Genomic DNA, 23,668 nt, shown 5'->3' with positions numbered 1-23,668 from the left:
GTTTGAAGGTTCACATTATGCAATCTCACTTGGTTTTCTTAAATGTTCATGAATCTTATATGCTGCATCTTTCCCTTGCTGCACAGCGGTTACCACCATCGCTTCACCCTGTCCATTGCCAAAGACAACGTCACCACAGGCAAATACTTTGTCTTTAGACGTTTGCATTGTCGTCTCATCAATATCGACAACACCGTTTGTATGTGCTAAACCAAAAGCTTCAATTAATGAAACAAAACGAGTTTGCCCAATTGCTTTAATGACTACGTCCACTTCAATAATAAAATTAGAACCCTGTACTTCTTCTGGTCTTTGTCGGCCATCAGGACCTGCCTCACCGAGCTTCATTTTTACACATTCAATGCCTGTCACCTTGCCAGCTTCATTCCCAATAATTTTCTTCGGTGCAGTCAGCCATTTAAATTCCACACCATCCTGCTTGGCAAATTCATATTCAAATTTGTAGGCTGTCATTTCTTTTTGTGTTCGGCGGTAAAGAATTTGTACATGTTCTGCTCCTAATCGCACCGCACTTGTAGCACCATCAATCGCTGTATTCCCAGCACCAATAACAGCTACCTTTTTCCCAACGACATCATTTGTAAGCGGTCCCATTTTTGTTTTTCGAACAAACTCTATCGCATCATGAACACCTTCTAAATCTTCCCCTTCAATACCTAGATTCGGTACAGCCCCCATACCAACAGCTAAAATGACACTGTCATATTGTGCCAAAATTTCATCTACAGAAATATCCACACCGACCGTTGTATTCGTTTGAATGGTCACACCAAGCTGTTCAATTTGCTCCACTTCCCAATCCACCACTTCATTAGGCAAACGGAATGCAACAATACCATAGCTTCCCAGACCACCAGCCTTTGCTTCTGCCTCATAGATTGTTACTTGGTAGCCTAAGCGACCAAGCTCACGTGCTGCCGATAAACCAGCAGGACCCGCCCCAATGATGGCTACTTTCTGTCCGTTATTTTGCCCTGGCTTAAATAGCTGTGCATTGGTTTCCATCGCCCAATCTGTTGCATAACGCTGTAACTCACCAATTTTAATTGGCTTTGTAGAAGAATTTAAGACACACGCCCCTTCACATAGTTCCTCCGTTGGACAAACCCTTGCACAGCTTGCGCCAATGGGATTTGCTTCTAATATAGTCGTAGCAGAACCCTTCATATTACCGGATGCGATTTTTTTTATGAAATTTGGGATTTGAATGCTTGTTGGACAAGCTTTAATACATGGTGCATCATAGCAATACAGACAACGGTTGGCTTCCTCAATAGCCTCATTCTTTGTCATTTTGCTTTTTAATTCCATAAAATTACGTCTAACCTGCATGGTCATTGCATTTTCTTGATTCGGAACCATTTCCACATCCCCCTCATGTGAGCATTTTTTCCGTACACCAATTACTAGACCTATTGCTTTGCTCTCCACTCAAAACAATAGGTCCTATACTGAAGGAAGCTACATGTTAAGTGCTTCCGCAGCTACTGTTTTTAATGGACGTTTAATATATTGTCCGCTACCAAGTACTCCGACAAATTCTTTATTTTTAATGACATATTCCCCACGTACCAGTACACTAACTGGCTCACCTGTTACTTCCCAGCCTTCAAATGGGTTATAGTCCACATTCATGTGATGCGTTTTAGCAGAAATTTGGCGTTTTGCCTCAGGATCAAAAATGACGATATCCGCATCAGAACCGATAGCAATCGTTCCCTTTTGCGGGAATAACCCAAATATTTTTGCTGCGCTTGTAGAAATCATATCAACAAATTCATGAATAGAAATTCTACCTTTTGCAACGCCCTCGGAATATAAAATGCTGAAGCGATCTTCAATGAATGGCCCACCATTTGGTATTTTCGAGAAATCATTTAAGCCTAGCTGCTTTTTGCCCTTAAAGCTAAAGGAGCATTGATCAGAGCCAATTGTCTGAAGCTGTTTCGCCTTTAAGGCATTCCATAAATGTTCTTGATGATATTTTGGACGAAGTGGTGGTGACCAAACATATTTTGCTCCCTCAAAGCCCGGCTGCGCTAAAGCTGATTGATCGAGTGTTAAATATGGTGGACATGTTTCACCATAAACGTCATACCCTTTTTCACGAGCAGCAATAATTTCATCAACCGCTTCTTTACATGTTACATGTACCACATATAGCTTCGCTCCCGCTATATGAGCTAATTCGATGGCACGCTTTGTCGCCTCGCCCTCTAATTCGGCTGGACGAGTTAAAGCATGATAAATCGGCTCCTTATGCCCAGCACTTCTTGCTTCCTCCACAAGCTCATCAATGACAGAGCCATTCTCACAATGCACCATCACCACTGCTCCAAGATCCTTGGCAATTTTAAAGGCTTTAAAAAGTGTACGATCTGTCGCTTGGAATTCCTTTGCATAAGCCATAAAGACTTTGACAGAGGTAATACCTTCTTGCTCTAAAATTTTAGGCAATTCAGCTTCAGTTTCAGATGTTAAATCACCAATCATCAGATGGAATCCATAGTCAATCGCTGACTTTCCTTTGGCCTTGTCATGCCATTTTTCCACGGCTGCTGATAATTTTTCTTCACCTGCTGTTAAACAAAAATCTAAAATAGTGGTTGTCCCACCAAAGGCTGCCGCAATCGTACCTGATTTCCAATCATCATCTGTCACCGTATTATTGAATGGCATATCTAAATGTGTATGCGGATCAATTCCTCCGGGTAACACGATTTTACCAGTGGCATCAATAATTTCGGCGCCATCATCGGTTAAATGTTGTCCGATTTGAATAATTTTTCCGTTGTCAATTAAAATATCAGCCTCAAATACATCCGCAGCAGTAGCCACTCGCCCACCTTTAATAATTTTTTTCACAGTGCTCCTCACCCTTCGTTACAAAATGGAGATTGCTGATTTTTTAATGCAATGTATAGGTTTCATCCATACTAAATTTTGTTTGTAGCGTTAGAACTGTTTCTAGTAAGATATCAGCTCCCTTAGCACAATCCTCAAAGCTCGTTCTTTCCTCCTCACAATGACTTCTCCCTTGAATACTTGGAACAAAAATCATTGCTGAAGGGATCATACTAGCCATATACTGGGCATCATGTCCTGCTCCACTAAACATACGATGAGCAGAATAACCAAAGCTCTGACAGGCACTTTCTACCTCGTTACAAATTGCTGCATCAAAATATACCGTATCCCTACCCCAAAGCTTAACCGGTCGAACTCTACAGCCCTCTACCGTTGTCGGAAGAGTTTTAAGGATATCTTCAACCCGCTGCATTACCTCTGCCTTTTGATGGCGTGAATCAATTGTAAATGTCACTGTATTTGGAATTACTGTATGAATATTTGGTGAGACATTCATGCGACCAAAGGTATAAACGAGTTGTTCATCAATTTTTCTTAACTGGTCATGTAACTCTGTTATAATTGTGGATGCAACAATCATTGGATCTTGCCGCATGGACATCGGGGTAGTACCAGCATGGTTGGATTGCCCGATAACGGTAATTTCATAGCAAACCATTCCAAGTACTCCCTCAACAACACCAATTTCATGCTTCATTGCCTCCAATACAGGCCCTTGCTCTATATGCAACTCTAAATAGGCAAGCGCTTCATTCAGACGATTTTCTTGCTCTCCCTCATAGCCACTTGCTCGTAATGCTTCCTCAAAGCGAATTCCATTTTTATCAGTGGATTGTAGCATCTTTTCTTTCTCAAATTTTGATGTAATGACACCAGAGCTCATCATCGCAGGATCGAAACGAGCGCCTTCCTCATTTGTAAAATTAACAATCATAAGTGGAATGTCTAGCTCAATATCGTTTTCCTTAATTGTTCGAATGGCCTCAATAGCTGTTAATACCCCTAATACACCATCAAATTTCCCCCCTTTTTCTACTGAATCTAAATGTGATCCCAACACAATTGGTGGAACATCCTTTTTTCCTGGTAGAATGCCATAAATATTTCCCATATCATCTATCTTTATTTCCATCCCTAATTCTTCACAACATTCACAAAAATAGTTTCGTGCTAAAACATCTTCATTTGAAAGAGACAAACGGGTTACGCCACCATTTTCAGTAGCTCCAAATTGACTAAATTGTTCAATTAACTCTTGCAATCTTCTACTATTACACTTATACATATGCAAGTCCTCTCTTTCACAGTAGTTAATAAACATTCTAAAATAGATAAAAATTGAGAGATATGGATAGAAAACTAAAAAAATCTGTGCATCTGCACATGATATATGGTAAGTTATGTTCATAATTAAGGGGGGAAAATATGGGGACGATTCGCAAAATTGTAGAGGGAGATCAATTCCCAATGCTCACATTAGTAGCTGGCCATAGCGGAACGTATCGTAGAGTGAATGGAATTAACGTTGTAGAGAGTAGCGAGTTAATTATGTTTTGCAGACCTAATGAATTAGTTGTCACTACAGGTATTAATTTATCTTTACAGGGAGAATCCTTAGAACAGCTTGTTAAACTAGCATTCTCTAAAAAAGTAGCAGGTTTTATTATTAACCTTGGTCCTTACATTCCAGATATACCAGAATCAGTCATCACTTTTGCCAATGAACATGATTTCCCTATTTTTCAAATGTCATGGAGTTATCGGATCGCCGATTTACTCAAAACAACCTTTCAATTTATTGCCAATCAACAGCAAGAACTTTCAATGGAAGAAAAAGTCCTTTACAACTTACTTTTTCACTACAAGGACAACGACAACAGGCTGAAGGATCAATTATTACAGTTAGGATTTCCACAGGGTAGAGAGCTAGCTATTATCTCTTGTACAACCATTGGAGGTCAGGCTAGTATTGATCGCTATGAGGTCATCCTTCAATTTGCATTTCAAAATAAATATCAACGCTTTCTAAAACTAAAGCATAAAAATCACCTCATCTTTCTTATCGATAAAGCGCAAATTCACACATCAAATACACCCTTCTCAAAAATAGTTGAAGAAATCTACGAAAAAATTACACTAAAAAATGGTTACTTAGATCTTTTTATTGGTAAAGGAAACTGCTATAAAGAGCTTGATAATGTCTACAAAAGTTATAAAGAATCCTTAACGGTGATTCAATTAGCCAAGCTTCATAACAATCGTTTCTTATACAAATATAAGGAAATTGGTGCCTATCAAATCATCATGGCTGTACAAAATCAAACGCTAATTAAATCTTTTAACGAAGACATCTTAGGTCAGCTCTATCGCTACGACGACTTGCATGACACGGATTATGTACAATTTTTACGTATTTTTCTTGAGGAGAATGGCAGTACTAGTAAGATTAGTGAACGTCAATTTATCCATAGAAATACAGTTCTGTACAAAATAAAAAAAATAGAAACACTTTTAGATATGGATTTAAGCAATCCATTTACAAAAACAAATCTCTATATCGCATTTTTAATTGAAGATGTACTAGCACACCAATAACATTGGATTTTCAATCAATAGACCCCTTCTAAATCATTCTATGTATTCATATAAAGTACAAATGGAGGACTTTGTACGTTGTTGCCTCGAGTAAGTTAGCTTCAAAATTACTATATCAAGAATAATGTGGCGCTGTTTAAATAAAAAACATCTAATTTTAGGAAAAGATGAATTTATTTGCACGCTCTAACGGGGTAGGCTTTTTATCGAGGGAAATTTACCACTTCCTTAAAGACCCTTCTTTCTTAACCAAATTTCAGGGGGTATTGAATGGTAAGAAATACGGAAGTAAAAGAATTAGGTCACTTTATTAATGGTAAGGTTGTTGCAGGTAAAAGTGGTCGCTTTTCAGATGTATACAATCCCAGTTCAGGTATTGTAATTGCAAAGGTTCCGTTAGCCACTAAGGGGGAAGTACAAGAGGCAATGTACGCTGCTCAAAAGGCTTTCCCAGCATGGCGCACCCTATCTGCTGGTAAACGCACTGAAATTATACTCAGGTTCCGAAGTTTACTAACTGATCGTAAGGATGCCTTAATAAACATGATATGTACAGAAAGCGGAAAAACTATTAAAGAAGCTAAGGGGGAAATAACACAGGGATTAGCATCTGTTGATTTAGCTATCAATGCTCCTCATTTACTGAAAGGTGAGTATTCTGTCAATATTGGTGGCAATATTAATGCCTATTCAGCTAAAGAGCCGCTCGGTGTAGTGGCTGCAATTTCTCCTTTTAATTGTCCTGTAATGGTACCACTCGCAATCACAAGTATGGCAATAGCAGTTGGTAATTGTGTAATCCTAAAGCCATCCGAGCGTGTTCCCTGCTCTGCCCTTTTTTTATCTGAGCTTTGGAAAGAGGCCGGTTTACCAGATGGTGTATGGACAGTTATAAATGGTGATAAGGGAACGGTACTTGAACTTTTGGCGAACCCAGCAATTCAGGCTATATCATTTGTAGGTTCAACACCTGTTGCTGATATCATTTATACGACAGGCTCAAAATATGGTGAACGTGTTACTGCTTTAAGAAGTGGTACTGATATGGTTGTCTTGACTGACGCCGAAGTAGAACAAGCTGCAAATGCATTTTTAGGTGTCGCCTATGGAGTTGCCTCTCAACACTGTATGGCGATTTCAACAATTATGCCTGTGGGTGAGGAGACGGCTAATAAACTTTCCAAAAAATGGATTGAACAAGACAATGAATCTGCTTCATCTTTTGCCTTTCCAAGTAATCATTAAAGCAAGGCGTAAGCTGCTCTTCTGCTTACGCCCTGTCTAGCGCAAAAAACTGACGAACCAAATTGGTCACCAGTTTTTAAATCGCGATTACTTTTTGTTTTTAGACTTATTGGAAGGCTCTCTTTTTTCTACTTTCTTCACTTCAGTTGTTTCTACTTCAGTGAAATCCGCCTCTTCGCCAGCCTCCATACCGTAACTTGGATTTCTGTCTATACGCGTATGCGGATCAAAGTCTTCATCCTCCTCAAAACGCTTCATAAGAATCGGTATGGTTATGATTCCGGCTATCCCGACTAATGCATAAATCCATCTTGATAATACTGCCGTTTGCCCACCGAACAAATAAGCCACTAAATCGAACCTAAAGAATCCTATGAGTCCCCAGTTGATGGCACCAATAATGACTAACACTAAGGCAATTCTATAAACTACGCTCACATCTACACCTCCTTCATTTGTAATAAAAAGCCCGAATTGCTTCTAGACAAAAAAGTCCAGAAAAACTGTCATAACAGAGATAAAACTACAAATACTGATTGTAATCAAATCGCTTATTTTGACGGTCTTATTTTTTGCAATAACCGCTGTTTTATACAAAGGGCATTAGTTCTTACAACAAAGATAGGTATAAAGTTTTTTCGTTTAAAAAATATCCTAGAATTTAGAAGTTATTTTGGATTCAGATGTAAATTTTCATGCTGAAGTAGCCACTCTTTTCTCCATAGCCCACCTTCATAGCCTGTTAACGTTCCATTTGAGCCAATTATGCGATGACAAGGGACAACGATACTCAATTTATTTTTGCCATTTGCACTACCCACAGCTCTTACCGCTCTTTCATTGCCAATTGAAACAGCAATGTCTTTATAGCTTGCTGTTTCACCATAAACAATATTTGTTAAGGCATTCCATACATTTTTTTGAAAGACGGTTCCCTCAAAATCATAGGGAAAGTTAAATTCTTGACGCTCACCCATAAAATACTCATGTAATTGATGATGACATTCAACCAAGATCTGCGGTGTATCTTTATGAGGGACATTTATAAGCTGCTCCTGCTCTGAAAACAGAATAGAAACTATATGTGTAGCTGTTCCCTCTATTTCAAGTGTACCAATAGGCGATTGATAATCTAATTTATAGCGTTTCATCATATAAAGACCTCCATAAATAGAAAGTGGCATATGCCTGCCAGCCTGTCCAATGCATGGCGTAACCAGTGATTTCTTCAATTGTTGGCTTCTGATTTAGTGCTAATTGCCTTTTTAATGCATTATGAAGTCCCACATCTGCTATGGGAAATGACTCCGGTTGCAGTAAGCATTTCATGAGCACATAGTCAGCTGTCCAAGCACCGACTCCCCTAATCGATACTAAACATTTTTTCATTTCATCATAGGTTGCTTTTATACGCAATTTTTCTTTCGATAATTGTCCAATGGCCATCCTCTTAGCGATATCGATAATATACTCTGATTTTCTATGGGTAAACTGTAATTGACGTAAATCATCCACCTGGATTGTCGCAATTCTTTCGGGCAATGGGAATAGCCAGTAGGTTTCTCCCTTAAACGTCACGCTTTCCCCAAATTGCTCCACAAATCTTCTCTTTAATGAGTATGCAAATGTTAAGTTAATTTGTTGTCCACTAATTGCCCAAACGAGTGCCTCAAATAAATCCGGCATGCCAATTATACGTAGTCCATAATAGTTTTGTACAAGAGGCTTCAATATACGATCCTCTTTAGCCATTTCATAAAAACTGCTCAAATCCTTTTCCAAATCAAACCATGCCCAAATATACCGAGCAATTTCTTCGTGACTTCCTTCAGATGGAACATGCATAGGAAATTCGACTTTGATTGAGTTTGATTGTAATTTAATTTGACATAAAATCGGTAGTCCATTTATTTTCAGCAATTTAAATAAATATCCATCCTTGATCCGATGCAGCACTTCCTGATTAGATCTTTTTAAGAAAATTAAACACTCTTCTGTATTGAATTCTTTTGGTGGATAAATCTCTATAAATTCTTTCTGACTGATCCAATTCATCCTCTTCGCTCCTTTTCACGATACTCATTAGGAGAGCATTGCTTCACATTTCGAAACACTTTATAGAAGTTTGAGGAACTTTGAAAGCCCGCTTCATAGCAAATTTCAAGATTAGAATAGCATGAGCTTTTTAAAAGGTAGGCAGCCTTATCTATTCTGATCTTGTCTAAATAGCTTCGAGGTGTTTCACCAGTTTCTTGCTTAAATAGGCGTTCTAGATGAAATGGACTGATCCCGATATGATTCGCAATATCCTGCAAGGTTAGTCTTTGTTTATACCCATTGATTAAGTAGGCGATTACATCTTTAATGAGCTGTGCATGGGGGGAATGCTCAATCTCAGGCTTGCACCTTTTACATGCTCGAAAACCAGCGTTTTCAACCTTTTGTCTATCATCGTAAAATTCTACATTTATTTTTTTGGGCTTTCTCGATTTACACGAGGGGCGACAGTAAATTTTAGTGGTTTTTACAGCCGTATAAAAGAGGCCGTCATACGTTTGATCACAAGCTATAATTTTTTCCCACTTTTCATCAAATGAAAGGTTAATTTTCGTGCCCACTACCATTCTTCCCCCTTTATGTTATTTTTCATATAAGCAAGCTGTATTTTGCTCCTTCAGTATTTGGGAAGCATTCATTTTTAAATAGGCGATTATTTTATCTGACAATGCATTGCCGAAGCTAAATCGTTTAACCCCTATTTCTTTTAGTTTATGACAATCCGTTAGTCCTGGTAAAGAAAGTAGATTGATAGGGGCATCTATATTGGAGGTTATCGCCTTAATTTCCTCTTCATCTACCAATCCAGGAATAAATATACCACTCGCTCCGCTCTCTACATAGAACTTAGCTCTTTCGATTGTTTCACTGAATGGTTCCAGCATCTGAAAATAAGTATCTGTTCTAGCATTAATATAGAAATCATGATAACCTCGATTATCTAACATCATTCTCATTGCTTCTAGTAGATGACAGTGCTCCTTTAGACTTCGTAAGCCTTTTTGCTTTTTTAATGAATCCTCAATATTGATACCAGCAACACCGATATCTGCTGTTCTTAAAACATTTTCTAAAATGGTTTTCTGATCACTTCCATAACCTGCCTCAATATCTGCGGATACAGGTATTTTTACATTGTCTGATATGGCTTTAATAATTGACAAGTGGCGATCAAAATCTATTAGCTCACCATCTGCATACCCTAATGAGTTCGCAATGCCCCAGCTTGTTGTACCAATTGCTTTGAACCCAGCTTCTTCTAATAATAATGCAGATAACAAATCCCAAGCATTTCCTAGTATTAAAAGCTCCTTGCCTGTATGTAGTTGATGGAATTCCTGAATTTTTGACATTATGTAGCCTCCTAATATTATATTAGCCATCATATTATCAGGAAATATACATTCAACTCGACCTCAATCTTGCTCTTATGGTCATTTCATTTTTATGTTTTCTTTTATTGTCGTTACTAACATATAATATATTTACATAAAAAACTGGATTGATAGTAATCAAAAACGAATCCTTGTAAATCCAAAAGTGTGTGTTGTAGCCCATTGGAAAGTCTATAGACTTTCCAATGGGCTACACCTAAAACCAAAGAAATCTGTATTTATCCGAGTGCTTGGTCGCTTTTTGGTCGCCCAAGTCGCCTCTTTTTTCTATTGAAACAAACTTTGAAGAACGTGATAAAGTTAAGACTCCTGATTAAGGGGTCTTTTTTATTGCATAATAAAAAGCCACGCTCATAGAACGTGACCTCTTCATAACCTTTACTTCTCATTAGATATTTAAATAACTTTAATATCATCATCTCGAACTAAAATTACTTGAGAATTAGATATTGGAGTCAGTGGAACTTTATTGTTGTAATTAGTAATTACCTCGTCAATCATACTACTAAAGAATTCATGTCCATAATGAGGAACAGGATATGACGAAATTAGATTTAAGCCCATAGTTGATTCTAATTGTGGTGCTTTGCTCATTTCATCAATATATTTTACATATTCAATATCAGGCGCCATTATTATTGAACCAGCAGACTCACCTATATATAGCTTACCAGAACTAACTTGTTCAATAATTAATTGATCTATCTCTGACCTTTTTAATTCTTGAAGTAAGAAAAATGTATTACCCCCAGATACATATATAAAATCATTTTTCCTTAATATTTTTTCTGCTTCAAATTTATCAGCTTTTGATATATCGAGTATTTCTACAATCATTCCCAACTCTTCAAAGGCCGTTTTTGCAGACTCTACATAATGTACTGCCTCTTCAACTATACTTGCAGTTGGAATAAAAGTGACTATTTTCCCTTCAATGTTCTCTCCAACGAAATCTTTCAAAAAATGACTTGCATCATAAAATGACGAAGATAAAAACATTCTTTTCATAAAGAACCTCCTAAAATAAGAACTTACGTTTCCGTTTTTAGGGTAACAGGATTTTTTTAAAAAATCAAACATCATTCAATATGCATAACTCTTTAGCATTATGTCACAACCTTTTGTAAGCATAATAAAAAGCCATCTCAATATGAGATAGCTTATAGCTACAACATTGGTTTGAATAAAAGAAATCCATAGGCTAGCCCTTTTACTCCATAGAATAGGATTGGAGTGAGAATAAACCATGCTAATTTTCCATCCAATTCTTCAACCTTTTCTTTACTAGTCTTTTTCTCTATAATTTTTTCTATCAATAAAGTAATGATAATAATTATACCTGCCAATAGTAATGAAAAAATCATTTTCCACATTAATGACGAAGCTAAGAAAAGATAAACTTCTGGAAACAGTATGAAATCAAAAATAGGTATGAACCAATCTATTATCGTTCCATCTATAGTGTTCTCAATTGATGGTTGTTCGTTTGTTAGTTGCCTTTTAACTTCTTTAATAATTTCCTTAAAAAATCTCTCACTATCTATTCACCTACAACTCCTAATATGTTTCCTATTATTTCTACGGAATTAGAAGTAAAAAGTTTCGTTGTAGATTTCAATATCACCTCTCAAGGCATAATAAAAAGCATCCCTTAAAAGGATGCTTAAACTTTCTATTAATCTTCTTTAATACTTTTTAACTTGAAGCCATACAATCTTATCTTTAATGATGTAATCTTCTATAGAATTATAAGACGGTTCTGGAGACTGTTGCGTAAACACATAGAAGCTCTCAGATCCTGAAGCAGACCAATTAAGAAAATTGTTTAGCTCACTACTTGTTAAGTTATATTCTTTGATTTGATTATTTACTAAATGTAAAACCAGTGTAGCATTACTATTCTCAATTATAGGTATTGTCACTTCATTTGAATTTTCACTTTCAGCTCCTTTAACTACAGTTGATACTACATAATAATACTTTTTTCCTTTTTCGATATCTTTGTCTAAATATGAATTTGTTGTAACATTACCTGCGATTATTTCGTAAGGACCGCCAGCATTTATAAACCAAAAAAATGAAATATATGTAATAACTTTTTTGCTCTCAAAACCACACCAAACTCCTTCCTCTCAACTCATAGTGTTTTGACTGTTTGTTGCAGTTTTCAAAGCACATTAAAAGCCACGCTCAATAGAACGCTGACCTGAAAGCTTATTGATTAGCACTCATAAGCTCATCTATATTTCTTATTGCCTCATCTACAATATCTGCACCAAGGACCAGATGACTTCCGACACCCATTATCTCATCAATATTATTCATTTCTGGTAGATGGTCCAAGCTTTTAAAAAAGTACAATAGTTCTTTTAAAAATTCCTCAACTTTATCTGCCTTTTCTGCTGGATTCATTTTAACATCCCCTTTAATAGAAATTGATCTTACTTTATTTCGACTTCTTGAATACGTGCTGTTTCGAATTTTGCTTTTTCCTCTTCGGCTCTCTCTTTTGTGCTATAGCAGCCTACTAATACTTCATGAAATGGGAAACCACTTACTAATTTGTAAACTAAATAAACAATTTCTATTTTTTCGTCATTGTCCACACCTCATCTCAACCTAATCATAGATTAAAAGGAAATGTTTGTTATAGATTATTTTCATAATAAAAAGCACCTCATAATGAGATGCCTTAAATTAACTATTAGAATATTAATATTAAGTCAAACTTGTCCTAAATCTATATCTAATCTAGATCACTACATTGATTTTTTATGAAACAATCCACTTATACCCATCCTTCAAACTGTTAGTCAATGCCTGATGAACTTCTGCAGTAATAGTAGCCGTATCTTTTACCTCGATTACAGAGACCGTTTGTTTCTTTCCTGTTCTATACTGTATCTCCACTTTGAAGTTTTTCGTATTTGGTAATTGTTTAGAATCTAAATGAAAATTAGCTGATGTATAAATACTATCTGCAGTTCTTCTAATATCATTTATATTATTGATTTTTTCTATGATGTCGTCTTGTATTTCTTTTCTTAATTCTTTGTTTGTTTGTCCCATGTTGCGTCCTTGTTCACCTTTTGTACAAGTCATGAGTCTCCCTCTCTTCATCATTAGTTTTTAATTTTACAATTACTTACAATAAAAATTATACAGGAAAAAATTTACTGTCACAAAAGGAAATTATCTACAATTTCAAACAAAATTATACCAAATATTACAGATGAACTAAATATATACTACGAAAATTTGCTCTCATAATAAAAAGCCACACCTGGTTAGATGTGACTTTAACTAGTTTTATAAATAATAAGTGCTGTGTATGTTTTAATGTTGTTACTATTATGCAAAACAGTAGAAAGCTTTAGATCGATGTATGTTCCTTCTTGTAAAGAATCCAAGTATGCATTTACTTTGTCTTCTATATTTTCTATATCATGTATATCATTGGCTTCAAGAATTTTGGTTCTTACTTTTGCTACTTTAATCATCCCCCATCTACCTATAATGATAGATTAGATGGAATGTATTATCAATATAAAAAGAGACTACCAATTTAGTAGTCTCAATTGCTTGTTTCTTCCATATAAAAAGATATAACTCATTGTGAAATGAATCACTCATTACAAATATTATTAATCAAGAAAATCATCTTTGAAAAAAGGTTCGATTCCAACTTCTCTAAATAAGTATTTAATTGGATGACAATCATGGACATAATTACTGTTGGGAATTAAAATTTTCTCCCTAAGTTCTTTAAATATTTGCGAATTAATTTCAGGAAACCAATCTTCATAAGTCAGACCTTTTTCTTCCTCAATCAAAATTAAGTACAATATAATAGTTTCAAATATATAAGGAAATTCTTGTTTAACTTTTTGATGGTGATCTAACAATGAAGTTAAATAGTCCTCAAAATTATAAAAGTTATCATTTTTACCAATATTGTATTTTAAACGTTCCTTCTCCGGTTTGAAGACAAAAGTTGATTTACTATACCAGTTTCCTAACATGCAAGCAAAAAGAAATAACGCATATTTTTTAGTCTCTCGATCATCATCATCAAAATATTTAAAGTACTCATCATAAATATAGGATTTCGCAGTGTCAAAGTAACCTATTTCAATTCCAGATATAGTTTTTTTAACTTTTTGAACAATAATGTTTTCTGTCATAATTTAGTCTCTTTCTATGAAATTATAAACTTAATAAAGTTATGTTATAGATATTACCATAAATTTATAATTTTAGTAAAATAAACTTACTCTATATGCATCTGCAATCGTGTTTATGGAAATATTTATTAGGTTATTTTCATAATAAAAAGCCATACCTGGTTAGGTGTGACCTATTTATATGCTAAATACTAACATTTCGATTTATAGCTTTTTCTATATTAAATTGCGTAATAGTTAGTAATATTAAAATAAAATGCTTTGGGCTATTAATAATATTTCGAAAATCATTAGAAATTTGACTATATATCTTTTTAAATTCTTCTGTATCTAAATTTTTATTAATATCAAATTTTTTATATAACTCTAACCATTTTTTCAATACTTGTTCTTCCATAGTCTTTATGTCTTTAGTTATATTTTCAAAATGAAAAAACCGTTTACTTTTACCATCTACACGCTGCACCTGATGAAATGTGTTTAACCATCATTCGTTCAATGTCTTCCTCACGATCCGAATACACACCGTCATGGTAAATATGCAGTACATTCGCTATTTTACAAATGTGATGTTCATTAATTAAAAAGTCACCGAATTTATCATGATGAAATACACCTTTGATGAAAAACGATTCTTTCATAAATGCTTCATCACGTAAAATAATATTTAATTCACTCTTATCAACTGGTTGTTCTAAAATATAGTTGTTGATAATAGAAATGGTTTCTTTAATATCTTTCTTGGCCATTCCCTGCGACTGCATTTTTAATATATAAGTAAATAGTTTATCGTTACGTCCGTCACCATCTGACAGCTTGGCCAAGTTAGGATTTTTCTTGTTATATGGATACAACCACGCTGGCAAAGGATCATGATCTTCACACTTTCGGAGCCATTTACGAACCTGACCATTTATTTTAAGTAGATCTGCAGTATTCTTTATTCCTAATTTATAATCACAATGAATGCCAATGTTGGAATACCATTTAATTTTATTTGCTGTTAAATCGTAGCCTTTAAAATAAAAATGCATGCCATTGTTTGTACAGAACAATTGATATTCTTATCCTCTACTATGTCTAGTAGTATTTCTGCCTCCTCTATATCATCCACATCAATCATAAATAAAGTCGTCTTCTAAAATACCGACATAAGAATCTACCAATCTAACTGTATTGTAGGAAAGTAGCTTGCTACCATCTTTGAATGATGTGGCAGTATGCTTACCATTTCCTTTTAAATATCCCTTGTAAATTGCCATCACCTACTTTCGAAACCTTTTCACATTTGCAACGTATAAGAAAAAAAGGAGTGGTAAAAATTATGAAAAAACTTTTACTAATCGCTGGAGTCACTTTTATCCTAATCGGTATAGGGCTTTCTTTAAAAAATGGTAGTTATAATGATACGCAAAATTCTCTTGACAATTTGTTTGGATTGCCAATTGAGGTATTAAATCAGATGCATGAAAATCCTACAACATTTAACCAAGATGAATTTACTTTTAATGTATTATCCAAAGGCGGGATACTTATGTTCGACATGTATAATTTAGAACGTGACATAATACTAGCATTGGCTTGTTTTTCACTAGGTATCACTCTGATAATAACTTCTGCAAAAAAAGATTTTGATAATTTTATTAAGAGTGTTTTTGAATTTTTATTCTAATTGCCCTCCCCAATAAATGCATTAATTCATTCATTGGCCAAGTCTAAGTACCACCAGTAATCAAGCTTTGTAGGTATTTTCATATCGCTTATGCCCTCATTTATGATGAAACACTTTTCAGGTACATACGGTATCTTTTCAGGGGTACCGTTTTTCACTTTTTTCAATTCCAAGGTAAAGAAACGGAAACGTACGGGACAACCGGCTCACATTGCTCCTAACTTTATTAGCCCGTGATTTTACGGCATCAAAACCGCTAGAAAGGCTCGTAACAGATATTACTTACTTGCCTTTTGGACAATCCATGATGTACCTTTCAAGTATCTTAGACCTATTTAATGGCGAGATTATTGCGTTTACAATTGGTTTTACACAAGACACCGACTTTGTTTTAGATACGCTAAATCAATTACCCGATCTACCAGAAGGTTGTATCCTGCATAGCGACCAGGGTTCTGTTTACACATCTTATGCGTATCAGAAGGCAGTCAAAGAAAAAGGAATTATCATGAGTATGTCTCGTAAAGGCACGCCCACTGATAATTCCCTAATTGAAACGTTTCACTCCTCGCTAAAGTCTGAAACGTTCTACCTCGATGGTATATTTATCGCACAACAAATGCGTGTGTAATAAATATTGTCGAAGAATACATTTACTATTATAACAATATTCGGATTAAAACGAAATTAAACAACCAGTCGCCGGTTCAATACCGTCAACTGGCTGTAAAATAAGGTGTTTTCATACTGTCTCAAAAATGATACTCAGTGCCGAACTAAAAGGGATTTTATCATTTATTTTTGCCAATGATTCAACTCTTTCAACAGCTCCGGTAGCTGCAGTTTCTTTACATCAATCGGTGGTAAAGCTTTGATGAATTCCTTACCGTACGATTTAGTCGTAATGCGGCGATCCAGCACAATAAAGGCTCCTTTATCTTGGGATGAGCGAATTAGACGACCAAAGCCCTGTTTAAAGCGCATGATGGCTTCAGGTAATGATAACTCATTGAAGGAATTATGACCCTGTGCGGTAATATGTTTTGCCCGTGCCTTAAATATAGGCTCTTCCGGAGAGGAGAATGGCAAACGTACCACAATAACTGATGCAAGCGCGTCTCCTGGCACATCCACGCCTTCCCAGAAGCTGTTGGTACCAAAGAGGACAGCATGGCTAAACTTTTGGAATGACTTTAGGATTCGCATGCGACTGCCTCCAGATACGCCTTGTGCAAATAGCATATAATCATCAAGAAGTTCGCTATCCTGAATCAACTCTACTGTTTTACGAAGCATTTCTTGTGCAGTGAAAAGGACAAAGCATCGCCCCTCTGTCATACGCACTGTTCGGGTAATCGCGTGGGCGACCGCTTCAATGTATTCATCCTGTGATACATGTTGAATATCTGGCATATCTGTGACAATAAAGGCTTTTGCGCCAGCATAATAAGCTGGAGGTGCTTGTAGCTTTGTTATTTCAACACGATCAGCAATACCAAGCTGCCGAGTCACAAATCGCTCATTCCCTGGGACCGTTAACGTTCCTGAAGTCCAAATAATACTTGCCTGCTTACGCAATGGTGCAAGCACTTTTTCAATAATCGGTGTAACATTTACTGGCTTTTTAAAGGCATGAAGACTACCTGGAACACTACGCACATCAAATTCTAGCCAAACAGAATTTTCAGTCTGAGGGGACAAGAAAATTTCTTCCCATTCAGCAATTTTCATCTTCATTTCACGAATCCAATAATGCCACTCCGATAATAGATAAAGCTCATTATTATCCAATTGCTCAATATTATTCTCAAATATCTGCCCTACTTCTGCTGCTAAATCAAGCCACTGCTGTGTGAGCTTACTCACCTTTAATAGTGGTTCTTTAGCTAAAGGCACATCCTCTAAAAATAGGGTGTATTTGCTGCTTGCCTGTTTACTTTTGATTTGTTGCTGCATTTGTAGAACAGCGCGCTGGACAGTTTCATCAAATGTACGTTGCAGACGTATAAATTGAGTATCTAATCGCTCCAAGCTTTGCATAGGGACTCGCTGTCTTTTCTTAGCGGCTTGACTAAACTGCTGAAATAAAGCAGTTTCTTCCATTGTACCTATTTGACCAAAAATATACTTCCATTGTGTATACGAGAAGACAACTTCATCCTGCTGCATTGTAGCTTGTATAAATTGATGGGCCTCATCAATAATCCAGCCATCAATTTGAGTAAAAATTGGTGTTTGCCGTACTAAATCACTGAGCACCATAGAATGATTGGTCACAATGCAATCAGCTGTCTCACTATTTTTTAATGCCTGCTCATAGAAATCAAAGCCCCTTGTTTTCTCGTCAGGCATTTTACGGATTTTCTCGATAAATAATTGCCCTCCACCTGAAACATTGAGCTCACTCAGGACACCGGTTTCGGTTTTCGTAAGCCAAACTAAAATCTGTAAAATTGTAAAAGTATCATCATAGGATTCATCTGCGTAGGCCATACATTGCTCAAACCGTGCAATATCAATATAATGTTGCATCCCCTTTAAAACAGCAATATTGACTTTTGTACCAAGAATTTTTTCAATCTTTGGTAGCTCCTCCTCTACAAGCTGTTCCTGTAGGTGTGACGTATATGTGCTTATGGCAATTTTTTTATTCATAGCTTGGGCATATAAAATCGCAGGTAATAAATAACCCACTGTTTTACCAATACCTGTGGAGGCTTCAATGACACATTCTGTTTTTGCATTCAGGGCCTGCCAAATCGTATCCATCATTTCAAATTGTGCAGGTCTTTCTTCAAAATTTGGCATAGCCTTTGCCATTAACAATGTTTTTTCAGCTGCTGTCTGTGGAAAAGATACAATTTCCGCAAGACTAGTATGCTGTTTTCGTCCATCACATATTGCTAAATTCCGGTAGTAGGAAACATTTTCATTCCCCGTTACATGCTGACGTTTAATTTGAAGAGCCTCAAAAAACAGTTGAGATACATTTGATTTTAATCTAAATGATCGTCTATGCATTTGCTCCAGCGTTAGCTGTGGAAGCGTGAGTAGCTCCTTCCAGCAGCATATAAAAAGTTCAGCTGTTGCCAGGGCATCATCATCAGCACGATGTGCATTCGCTAATGGTATATTTAGATCTGCTGCTAAATCACCTAGCTTAAAGCTTAATGACATGGGGAACAAGATTTTGGCAAGCTCAACCGTATCCATCTTTTTCCCTTGCCATTTTGGTAAGCCAGCACGCTTAAACTCTGCTTGTAAAAAGGATAAGTCAAAATCTGCATTATGCGCAACAAATACACACTCAGCAAGCAGTTCATATATGTAGTCGGCATATGCCTCAAACGGCAATGCATCCTTTACATCCTTATCCGTAATATGCGTTAAATCCTGAATAAAAGGCGGAATGGCTTTACCAGGATTAATAAACTTTGTAAAGGTACGCTCAATTTGCCAATCTTTTATAATTACAATGGCGATTTGAATCATTCGATCCCCATTTGCTGGAGAATGACCAGTTGTCTCCAAATCAACAATTGCATATTTTTGACTTTCCATCATACATCTCAACTCACAGTTCACATTAGATAGATGAATTTTATCATATATTTAGTTTAGCAGCATCCCTTTGCCTTTTAAGTATAGGCATAAAAAAGAAGCATGCACAATTTGTACACGCTCCCTTTTATGCTACATCACGGTTGCCTCTGGCTCATGGGTAATCATTTCTTTTATCAAATTGCCCTCACCCATAATTGCCACAGTTGGCTTATGCTCTTTGGCCTCTTTATTATCTACATACACATAAGAAATAATAATGACAATATCTCCACGCTGTACTAGACGTGCTGCTGCTCCATTGACACAAATAACGCCTGATCCACGCTCTCCTGCAATAATATAAGTTTCAAAGCGTGCCCCATTGTTATTATTCACAACATGCACTTTTTCATTTGGAAGCATACCTACTGCATCTAAAATATCCTCATCAATTGTAATCGATCCAACATAGTTTAAATCTGCTTGTGTCACTGTTGCACGGTGGATTTTACTGTTCATCATCATTCTTAACATTTTATAATCCCTCTTTCACATTAAAGATACAATTATCAATTAAACGAGTGCTCCCAATATAGACAGCCGTAGCTAATAATACTTGCTCAGTGTTAGCAGTGACTGGTGTTAAATCCGGATACGCTAACAGCTCCATGTAATCTATCTTGCCATGAGTCTTTGCAGCAATATGTGCTTTCGCTTTCATAAGAGCGTTCTCTGCGTCTCCATTTGTTAAGAAGCTATCGCGGGCTAGCTGTAGTGCTTCATAAATGGCAGGTGCCTCCAAACGCTCTGCTTGATTTAAATAGACATTTCGAGAGGATTTTGCTAAGCCATCCTTCTCACGTACAATTGGAACGACTCTCATTTCTAACGGATAGTTAAAATCACGAACCATTGTAGCAATTAGAGCAACTTGCTGTGCATCCTTCTGACCGAAATATGCTTTTGTTGGTTGTACTAAGTGAAATAATTTTGATACGACCTGTAAAACGCCATCAAAATGCCCAGGGCGACTCGCGCCACAAAGAATGGTTGCTTGTTTACCCGCCTGAATACGAATGCCACCATCATAGGGATACATCTCCTCAACACTTGGTGCGAAAACAATATCTACGCCTGCTGAAGCTGCCAATTCCGTATCTCGCGGCAGGTCTCGTGGATAGCTTTCAAAGTCTTCGTTTGGTCCAAATTGCGTTGGATTAACAAAAATACTCATTACAACTACATCATTTTCAGCATGAGCTGTCTTTGCAAGTGTTAAATGCCCTTCATGTAAGTAACCCATCGTTGGAACAAGGCCAATTGATTGTTGATCTCGCTTTATTGCTTGGATTTCAGCTGTTAGTGCTTGAATCGTTGTGACTACTTTCATTACTTTACGCCCCCGTATAGCTGATCCAGTGCTTCCTCTTTCATCGTGAAGAAATGCTTTGGTGCTGGGAATGTTCCAGCCTTCACTGCAGTTACATAATCTGCAATTCCACGACTTGCCTCGTTCCCCATATCCCCAAAACGCTCTACAAACTTCGGTACGTGATGGGAGCCGTAGCCGAGCATATCATGATAAACCAATACTTGCCCATCAGCCTCTACTCCTGCACCAATACCAATCGTTGGGATGATTAGATTAGCAGCTAGCAACTCTGTAAGCTGATGTGGAATACATTCGACAACAACTGCACAAGCTCCAGCCTCTTGGCATTTTTTTGCATCTTCTAGTAGCTTCGTTGCCTGCTCTGCGGTTTTACCCTGAACCTTATAGCCGCCAAGCACTCCTGCTGATTGTGGCAGCAACCCTAAATGTGCTACTACTGGAATACCAGCTGATGTTAATTTACGTATTACTGGTATAACCTCATCAGCCCCTTCTAACTTTAGTGCATCCGCACCCGTTTCCTGCATCATGAATACTGCCGTTTTCAACGTCTCGTTTACATCACCATGATAGGAACCAAACGGCATATCCACAACGACAAACGTATCCTTGGCACCACGCCGCACTGCTTTTGCATGATGGACCATATCTGCTACGGTGACTGGCATTGTGGAGTTATAGCCCAGCACCACCATTCCTAGTGAATCGCCCACTAGAATCATATCAACATCCGCTTCCTCCGCGAATCTTGCAGCAGGATAATCATATGCAGTTAGCATAACAATTTTTTCACCTGCTCCCTTCATCTTTAAAAAATCTGAAGTCGTTTTCATCATGTAGTCCTCCTTTTTTAAGGGAAGAAAACAGAAAAACCCTTCCGTTCCTAAATGGACAGAAGGGTAGTGTTTCGTTCATAGTCAAAATTACCTCCTAGATTGCAATATCCATAAGAGGCCGTAACTTGATTAATTTATAGGCATATTGAACATTTAATAGCCTGTATTTTGAATCAGGTTACATTTTTGAACGTTCGTTTTCTTCCGTCCCTGTCTTCAAAAGATCAAGGCAGATATTTATTAGAAATAGGTCTTACTTTTTGAAGGTGCCGTTCACAAAGGATACTGCCCTTCAGCACATACTATAACAGATTTTCCTACTAATCTTCAATTATTATTTTCTTATAATTACATTTACTTTATGGTTTCAATTAAAAACCTCTATGTTCTTACTATGCGAAAACTCTTTTTTCGATAGGCTTCAAAAATTGTGAAAAGAAGGAAAGCCAATAAAAAAGTCCATAAGCCAGACGTCACACTTGTAACTGGAATAAAAACATTCCAAAGTGAATTGATGAAAGCATGGAAAATAATACAGAGAAAAATGCTATTAGTGAAAAGATAAATAACGGTTAATAAAAAGGATAATGCCAAGGCTGTTAAAGTAAACCAAAGGAAGTTCATATTCATTTGATTAGAGCCCACGACAAACCATAATGGCAAATGCCAAATAGTCCAAATAGCACCTACCATAAATGTGCTGAGTAATGGAGACCATCTTTTTTGCAAAGTTGGCTGTAAAAAACCACGCCAGCCGATTTCCTCTAAACCCCCTCCAATGATCATAATTGGAAGTTCAATAAATGCTAGGTATAGTGGTTCTTCCATTACTGCTCCGCCCCAGAGAGTTGGTAAAAAGCAAGCGATAAATGCCAAGCCTATAACAAATATGTACCATGATAAAGGGTGTTTAGCATTTTTTATATTATGGATAAAAGAATGAAACTCTTCTTTCGTTGAATATTTCTTTTTTAACCAAATCTCACAAAATGCTGGCGTGACACCGCCCAGAATAAATAATATCATCGAAACCGCACTGCCAAATTTCAGAAGATTTAGCTGTGTTAAGAGGGCTAAGCCTCCCCATATGAACCATGAAGTTGCAAAGGTTAGAAATAAAAATCTTCTTATCTCTACGCTCAATTCTTTGTCTCCCCTTCCTTAGATCCTAGTAGTAATAACACAGATTTACACAGTGTATTCATCAATTTAATTTCATCAAACTGCATTTGATCAATCGGAAAAACGCCATAACATTTTTGCAATAAAACATCTCTAACAATACCATCAATTGAGGTAACCATAAAAATAGATAGGTCCTCAATCGAAATTGCTGGTTGAAAGCAGCCTGTAGATATTCCCTTACGTATGGCAATAAAAAGATTCTGCATTAAATATTGGCCACTTTCATTCTCAGTAATGTTTGATAAAATTTTCTCTTGTCTTTTTGGATTGTTGGCAAATAAAATAGTGAGTTCAAATTGGAATTTTCCCACCGTCAATAGGTTTTCCTTTATATACTGCCCGAGAAAAGTAAATAATTGAAATATTGATGTTTTGGGGGAATCACTAGTATCCATTATTTCATCAATAAGATGTTTATAATCTGCGTTAGCATTAGCCTGGTTAATGACATCAACAAGTATTTCATCCAAATCTGAATAATAACGGTAGATCCCCCCTTGGCTTACTCCTGAAGCTTTAATAATATCTCTCATCGTAATATCGTAGAGTGGCTTCATTTTACAAACAGTTAAGGCAGAATCTAATATCTTCTTTTTCTTTTCCTGTACATATTCTTTGCTTACCTTTGGCACCTAATTGTCCTCCTTTTTCAAAAATGACACTAGTATCATTTT

The 23,668-nt window shown here is 36.5% G+C and carries 27 protein-coding genes and 2 pseudogenes; 4 read left to right on the top strand and 25 right to left on the bottom strand.

What is annotated here, in order from left to right; genetic code table 11:
- Positions 1 to 15: 15 nt before the first annotated feature.
- The 3 genes from AC2CGN_RS03760 to AC2CGN_RS03750 form a co-directional block, all read right to left on the bottom strand.
- Positions 16 to 1,383 carry an NAD(P)-dependent oxidoreductase gene (locus AC2CGN_RS03760; protein ID WP_484512210.1) on the bottom strand — a complete coding sequence of 456 codons (1,368 nt, stop codon included), beginning with the start codon at positions 1,381 to 1,383 and terminating at the stop codon, positions 16 to 18.
- Between the two features lie 99 nt (positions 1,384 to 1,482).
- Positions 1,483 to 2,886 (bottom strand): dihydropyrimidinase, encoded by a 1,404-nt coding sequence (gene hydA, locus AC2CGN_RS03755; RefSeq protein ID WP_429981087.1) that lies wholly within the window; start codon positions 2,884 to 2,886, stop codon positions 1,483 to 1,485.
- 43 nt (positions 2,887 to 2,929) lie between these two features.
- The gene (locus AC2CGN_RS03750; RefSeq protein WP_484512208.1) at positions 2,930 to 4,174 is read right to left on the bottom strand and encodes an allantoate amidohydrolase; all 1,245 of its coding nucleotides are present in this window, start codon (positions 4,172 to 4,174) and stop codon (positions 2,930 to 2,932) included.
- A gap of 140 nt (positions 4,175 to 4,314) precedes the next feature.
- Here AC2CGN_RS03750 and AC2CGN_RS03745 point away from each other — a divergent pair, with 140 nt between their 5' ends.
- Both AC2CGN_RS03745 and AC2CGN_RS03740 read left to right on the top strand, forming a co-directional pair.
- The gene (locus AC2CGN_RS03745) at positions 4,315 to 5,484 is read left to right on the top strand and encodes a PucR family transcriptional regulator (RefSeq protein WP_429981085.1); all 1,170 of its coding nucleotides are present in this window, start codon (positions 4,315 to 4,317) and stop codon (positions 5,482 to 5,484) included.
- 270 nt (positions 5,485 to 5,754) lie between these two features.
- Positions 5,755 to 6,663: pseudogene (locus tag AC2CGN_RS03740) on the top strand (aldehyde dehydrogenase family protein); the annotation flags it as partial.
- 153 nt (positions 6,664 to 6,816) lie between these two features.
- Here the strand turns inward: AC2CGN_RS03740 and AC2CGN_RS03735 are convergent.
- From AC2CGN_RS03735 to AC2CGN_RS03660, 16 genes are all read right to left on the bottom strand, one after another.
- Complete coding sequence (locus tag AC2CGN_RS03735; RefSeq protein ID WP_286924863.1) at positions 6,817 to 7,167, bottom strand: DUF378 domain-containing protein; 351 nt, start codon at positions 7,165 to 7,167, stop codon at positions 6,817 to 6,819.
- A 230-nt stretch (positions 7,168 to 7,397) separates the two neighbouring features.
- The gene (locus tag AC2CGN_RS03730) at positions 7,398 to 7,883 is read right to left on the bottom strand and encodes a methylated-DNA--[protein]-cysteine S-methyltransferase (RefSeq protein WP_429981084.1); all 486 of its coding nucleotides are present in this window, start codon (positions 7,881 to 7,883) and stop codon (positions 7,398 to 7,400) included.
- The gene (locus tag AC2CGN_RS03725) at positions 7,867 to 8,784 is read right to left on the bottom strand and encodes a DNA-3-methyladenine glycosylase family protein (RefSeq protein WP_429981083.1); all 918 of its coding nucleotides are present in this window, start codon (positions 8,782 to 8,784) and stop codon (positions 7,867 to 7,869) included. The genes AC2CGN_RS03730 and AC2CGN_RS03725 overlap by 17 nt, the downstream gene beginning before the upstream one ends.
- Entirely contained in the window at positions 8,781 to 9,347 is a 567-nt protein-coding gene (locus AC2CGN_RS03720) for a bifunctional transcriptional activator/DNA repair enzyme AdaA (RefSeq protein ID WP_429981082.1), read from the bottom strand. Before AC2CGN_RS03720 ends, AC2CGN_RS03725 begins: the two co-directional genes overlap by 4 nt.
- A 21-nt stretch (positions 9,348 to 9,368) precedes the next feature.
- Positions 9,369 to 10,139: an isocitrate lyase/PEP mutase family protein gene (locus AC2CGN_RS03715; RefSeq protein ID WP_429981081.1), complete on the bottom strand. Its 771-nt coding sequence runs from the start codon at positions 10,137 to 10,139 to the stop codon at positions 9,369 to 9,371.
- 438 nt (positions 10,140 to 10,577) lie between these two features.
- Complete coding sequence (locus AC2CGN_RS03710; RefSeq protein WP_429981080.1) at positions 10,578 to 11,189, bottom strand: Type 1 glutamine amidotransferase-like domain-containing protein; 612 nt, start codon at positions 11,187 to 11,189, stop codon at positions 10,578 to 10,580.
- Between the two features lie 158 nt (positions 11,190 to 11,347).
- Positions 11,348 to 11,527, bottom strand: coding sequence for a hypothetical protein (locus tag AC2CGN_RS03705; RefSeq protein ID WP_484512203.1), 180 nt, complete (start codon positions 11,525 to 11,527; stop codon positions 11,348 to 11,350).
- A gap of 339 nt (positions 11,528 to 11,866) precedes the next feature.
- A complete protein-coding gene (locus tag AC2CGN_RS03700) occupies positions 11,867 to 12,103 on the bottom strand; it encodes a hypothetical protein (protein WP_429986889.1) in 237 nt (78 codons plus the stop codon).
- Between the two features lie 292 nt (positions 12,104 to 12,395).
- Complete coding sequence (locus AC2CGN_RS03695; protein WP_429984840.1) at positions 12,396 to 12,593, bottom strand: hypothetical protein; 198 nt, start codon at positions 12,591 to 12,593, stop codon at positions 12,396 to 12,398.
- Between the two features lie 29 nt (positions 12,594 to 12,622).
- Complete coding sequence (locus AC2CGN_RS03690; RefSeq protein WP_429984839.1) at positions 12,623 to 12,787, bottom strand: hypothetical protein; 165 nt, start codon at positions 12,785 to 12,787, stop codon at positions 12,623 to 12,625.
- A gap of 166 nt (positions 12,788 to 12,953) precedes the next feature.
- Positions 12,954 to 13,283: a hypothetical protein gene (locus tag AC2CGN_RS03685; RefSeq protein WP_054771477.1), complete on the bottom strand. Its 330-nt coding sequence runs from the start codon at positions 13,281 to 13,283 to the stop codon at positions 12,954 to 12,956.
- A gap of 197 nt (positions 13,284 to 13,480) precedes the next feature.
- Positions 13,481 to 13,681: a sporulation protein Cse60 gene (locus AC2CGN_RS03680; RefSeq protein ID WP_429984838.1), complete on the bottom strand. Its 201-nt coding sequence runs from the start codon at positions 13,679 to 13,681 to the stop codon at positions 13,481 to 13,483.
- Between the two features lie 144 nt (positions 13,682 to 13,825).
- Positions 13,826 to 14,365, bottom strand: a complete 540-nt coding sequence (locus AC2CGN_RS03675; RefSeq protein WP_429984837.1) for a hypothetical protein — start codon at positions 14,363 to 14,365, stop codon at positions 13,826 to 13,828.
- Between the two features lie 184 nt (positions 14,366 to 14,549).
- A complete protein-coding gene (locus tag AC2CGN_RS03670; RefSeq protein WP_484512200.1) occupies positions 14,550 to 14,831 on the bottom strand; it encodes a hypothetical protein in 282 nt (93 codons plus the stop codon).
- A complete protein-coding gene (locus AC2CGN_RS03665; RefSeq protein ID WP_429990605.1) occupies positions 14,812 to 15,420 on the bottom strand; it encodes a hypothetical protein in 609 nt (202 codons plus the stop codon). Before AC2CGN_RS03665 ends, AC2CGN_RS03670 begins: the two co-directional genes overlap by 20 nt.
- Positions 15,421 to 15,480: 60 nt before the next feature.
- Positions 15,481 to 15,627 (bottom strand): hypothetical protein, encoded by a 147-nt coding sequence (locus AC2CGN_RS03660; protein ID WP_429990606.1) that lies wholly within the window; start codon positions 15,625 to 15,627, stop codon positions 15,481 to 15,483.
- A gap of 62 nt (positions 15,628 to 15,689) precedes the next feature.
- On the opposite strand from AC2CGN_RS03660, the gene AC2CGN_RS03655 reads away from it, so the two are divergent.
- Positions 15,690 to 16,037 carry a hypothetical protein gene (locus AC2CGN_RS03655; protein WP_429981076.1) on the top strand — a complete coding sequence of 116 codons (348 nt, stop codon included), beginning with the start codon at positions 15,690 to 15,692 and terminating at the stop codon, positions 16,035 to 16,037.
- 171 nt (positions 16,038 to 16,208) lie between these two features.
- A pseudogene (locus AC2CGN_RS03650) lies at positions 16,209 to 16,772 on the top strand (IS3 family transposase); the annotation flags it as partial.
- Between the two features lie 60 nt (positions 16,773 to 16,832).
- Here the strand turns inward: AC2CGN_RS03650 and dinG are convergent.
- The 6 genes from dinG to AC2CGN_RS03620 all read right to left on the bottom strand — a co-directional run bounded on the left by dinG (position 16,833) and on the right by AC2CGN_RS03620 (position 23,626).
- The gene (gene dinG / locus AC2CGN_RS03645) at positions 16,833 to 19,601 is read right to left on the bottom strand and encodes an ATP-dependent DNA helicase DinG (protein WP_484512198.1); all 2,769 of its coding nucleotides are present in this window, start codon (positions 19,599 to 19,601) and stop codon (positions 16,833 to 16,835) included.
- Between the two features lie 129 nt (positions 19,602 to 19,730).
- Positions 19,731 to 20,114 carry an aspartate 1-decarboxylase gene (gene panD, locus AC2CGN_RS03640; protein ID WP_286924883.1) on the bottom strand — a complete coding sequence of 128 codons (384 nt, stop codon included), beginning with the start codon at positions 20,112 to 20,114 and terminating at the stop codon, positions 19,731 to 19,733.
- 1 nt (position 20,115) lies between these two features.
- The gene (gene panC, locus AC2CGN_RS03635) at positions 20,116 to 20,970 is read right to left on the bottom strand and encodes a pantoate--beta-alanine ligase (protein WP_484512196.1); all 855 of its coding nucleotides are present in this window, start codon (positions 20,968 to 20,970) and stop codon (positions 20,116 to 20,118) included.
- Positions 20,970 to 21,806: a 3-methyl-2-oxobutanoate hydroxymethyltransferase gene (panB, locus tag AC2CGN_RS03630; protein WP_286924885.1), complete on the bottom strand. Its 837-nt coding sequence runs from the start codon at positions 21,804 to 21,806 to the stop codon at positions 20,970 to 20,972. The genes panC and panB overlap by 1 nt, the downstream gene beginning before the upstream one ends.
- A gap of 384 nt (positions 21,807 to 22,190) precedes the next feature.
- Entirely contained in the window at positions 22,191 to 22,952 is a 762-nt protein-coding gene (locus AC2CGN_RS03625; protein WP_484512193.1) for a CPBP family intramembrane glutamic endopeptidase, read from the bottom strand.
- Positions 22,949 to 23,626, bottom strand: a complete 678-nt coding sequence (locus AC2CGN_RS03620) for a TetR/AcrR family transcriptional regulator (protein WP_286924887.1) — start codon at positions 23,624 to 23,626, stop codon at positions 22,949 to 22,951. Before AC2CGN_RS03620 ends, AC2CGN_RS03625 begins: the two co-directional genes overlap by 4 nt.
- Positions 23,627 to 23,668: the final 42 nt, after the last annotated feature.

Source organism: Lysinibacillus sp. DFXJR4, assembly GCF_057196045.1.
This window is presented reverse-complemented; position numbering and strand designations above follow the sequence as displayed.

Coding starts and splice junctions, on each gene's coding strand:
- AC2CGN_RS03760 (WP_484512210.1), bottom strand. CDS start 1,383: ATGGTTCCGAATCAAGAAAATGCAATGACCATGCAGGTTAGACGTAAT.
- AC2CGN_RS03750 (WP_484512208.1), bottom strand. CDS start 4,174: ATGTATAAGTGTAATAGTAGAAGATTGCAAGAGTTAATTGAACAATTT.
- AC2CGN_RS03745 (WP_429981085.1), top strand. CDS start 4,315: ATGGGGACGATTCGCAAAATTGTAGAGGGAGATCAATTCCCAATGCTC.
- AC2CGN_RS03730 (WP_429981084.1), bottom strand. CDS start 7,883: ATGATGAAACGCTATAAATTAGATTATCAATCGCCTATTGGTACACTT.
- AC2CGN_RS03725 (WP_429981083.1), bottom strand. CDS start 8,784: ATGAATTGGATCAGTCAGAAAGAATTTATAGAGATTTATCCACCAAAA.
- AC2CGN_RS03715 (WP_429981081.1), bottom strand. CDS start 10,139: ATGTCAAAAATTCAGGAATTCCATCAACTACATACAGGCAAGGAGCTT.
- AC2CGN_RS03710 (WP_429981080.1), bottom strand. CDS start 11,189: ATGAAAAGAATGTTTTTATCTTCGTCATTTTATGATGCAAGTCATTTT.
- AC2CGN_RS03695 (WP_429984840.1), bottom strand. CDS start 12,593: ATGAATCCAGCAGAAAAGGCAGATAAAGTTGAGGAATTTTTAAAAGAA.
- AC2CGN_RS03685 (WP_054771477.1), bottom strand. CDS start 13,283: ATGACTTGTACAAAAGGTGAACAAGGACGCAACATGGGACAAACAAAC.
- AC2CGN_RS03680 (WP_429984838.1), bottom strand. CDS start 13,681: ATGATTAAAGTAGCAAAAGTAAGAACCAAAATTCTTGAAGCCAATGAT.
- AC2CGN_RS03675 (WP_429984837.1), bottom strand. CDS start 14,365: ATGACAGAAAACATTATTGTTCAAAAAGTTAAAAAAACTATATCTGGA.
- AC2CGN_RS03660 (WP_429990606.1), bottom strand. CDS start 15,627: ATGGCAATTTACAAGGGATATTTAAAAGGAAATGGTAAGCATACTGCC.
- AC2CGN_RS03655 (WP_429981076.1), top strand. CDS start 15,690: ATGAAAAAACTTTTACTAATCGCTGGAGTCACTTTTATCCTAATCGGT.
- dinG (WP_484512198.1), bottom strand. CDS start 19,601: ATGATGGAAAGTCAAAAATATGCAATTGTTGATTTGGAGACAACTGGT.
- panD (WP_286924883.1), bottom strand. CDS start 20,114: ATGTTAAGAATGATGATGAACAGTAAAATCCACCGTGCAACAGTGACA.
- panC (WP_484512196.1), bottom strand. CDS start 20,970: ATGAAAGTAGTCACAACGATTCAAGCACTAACAGCTGAAATCCAAGCA.
- panB (WP_286924885.1), bottom strand. CDS start 21,806: ATGAAAACGACTTCAGATTTTTTAAAGATGAAGGGAGCAGGTGAAAAA.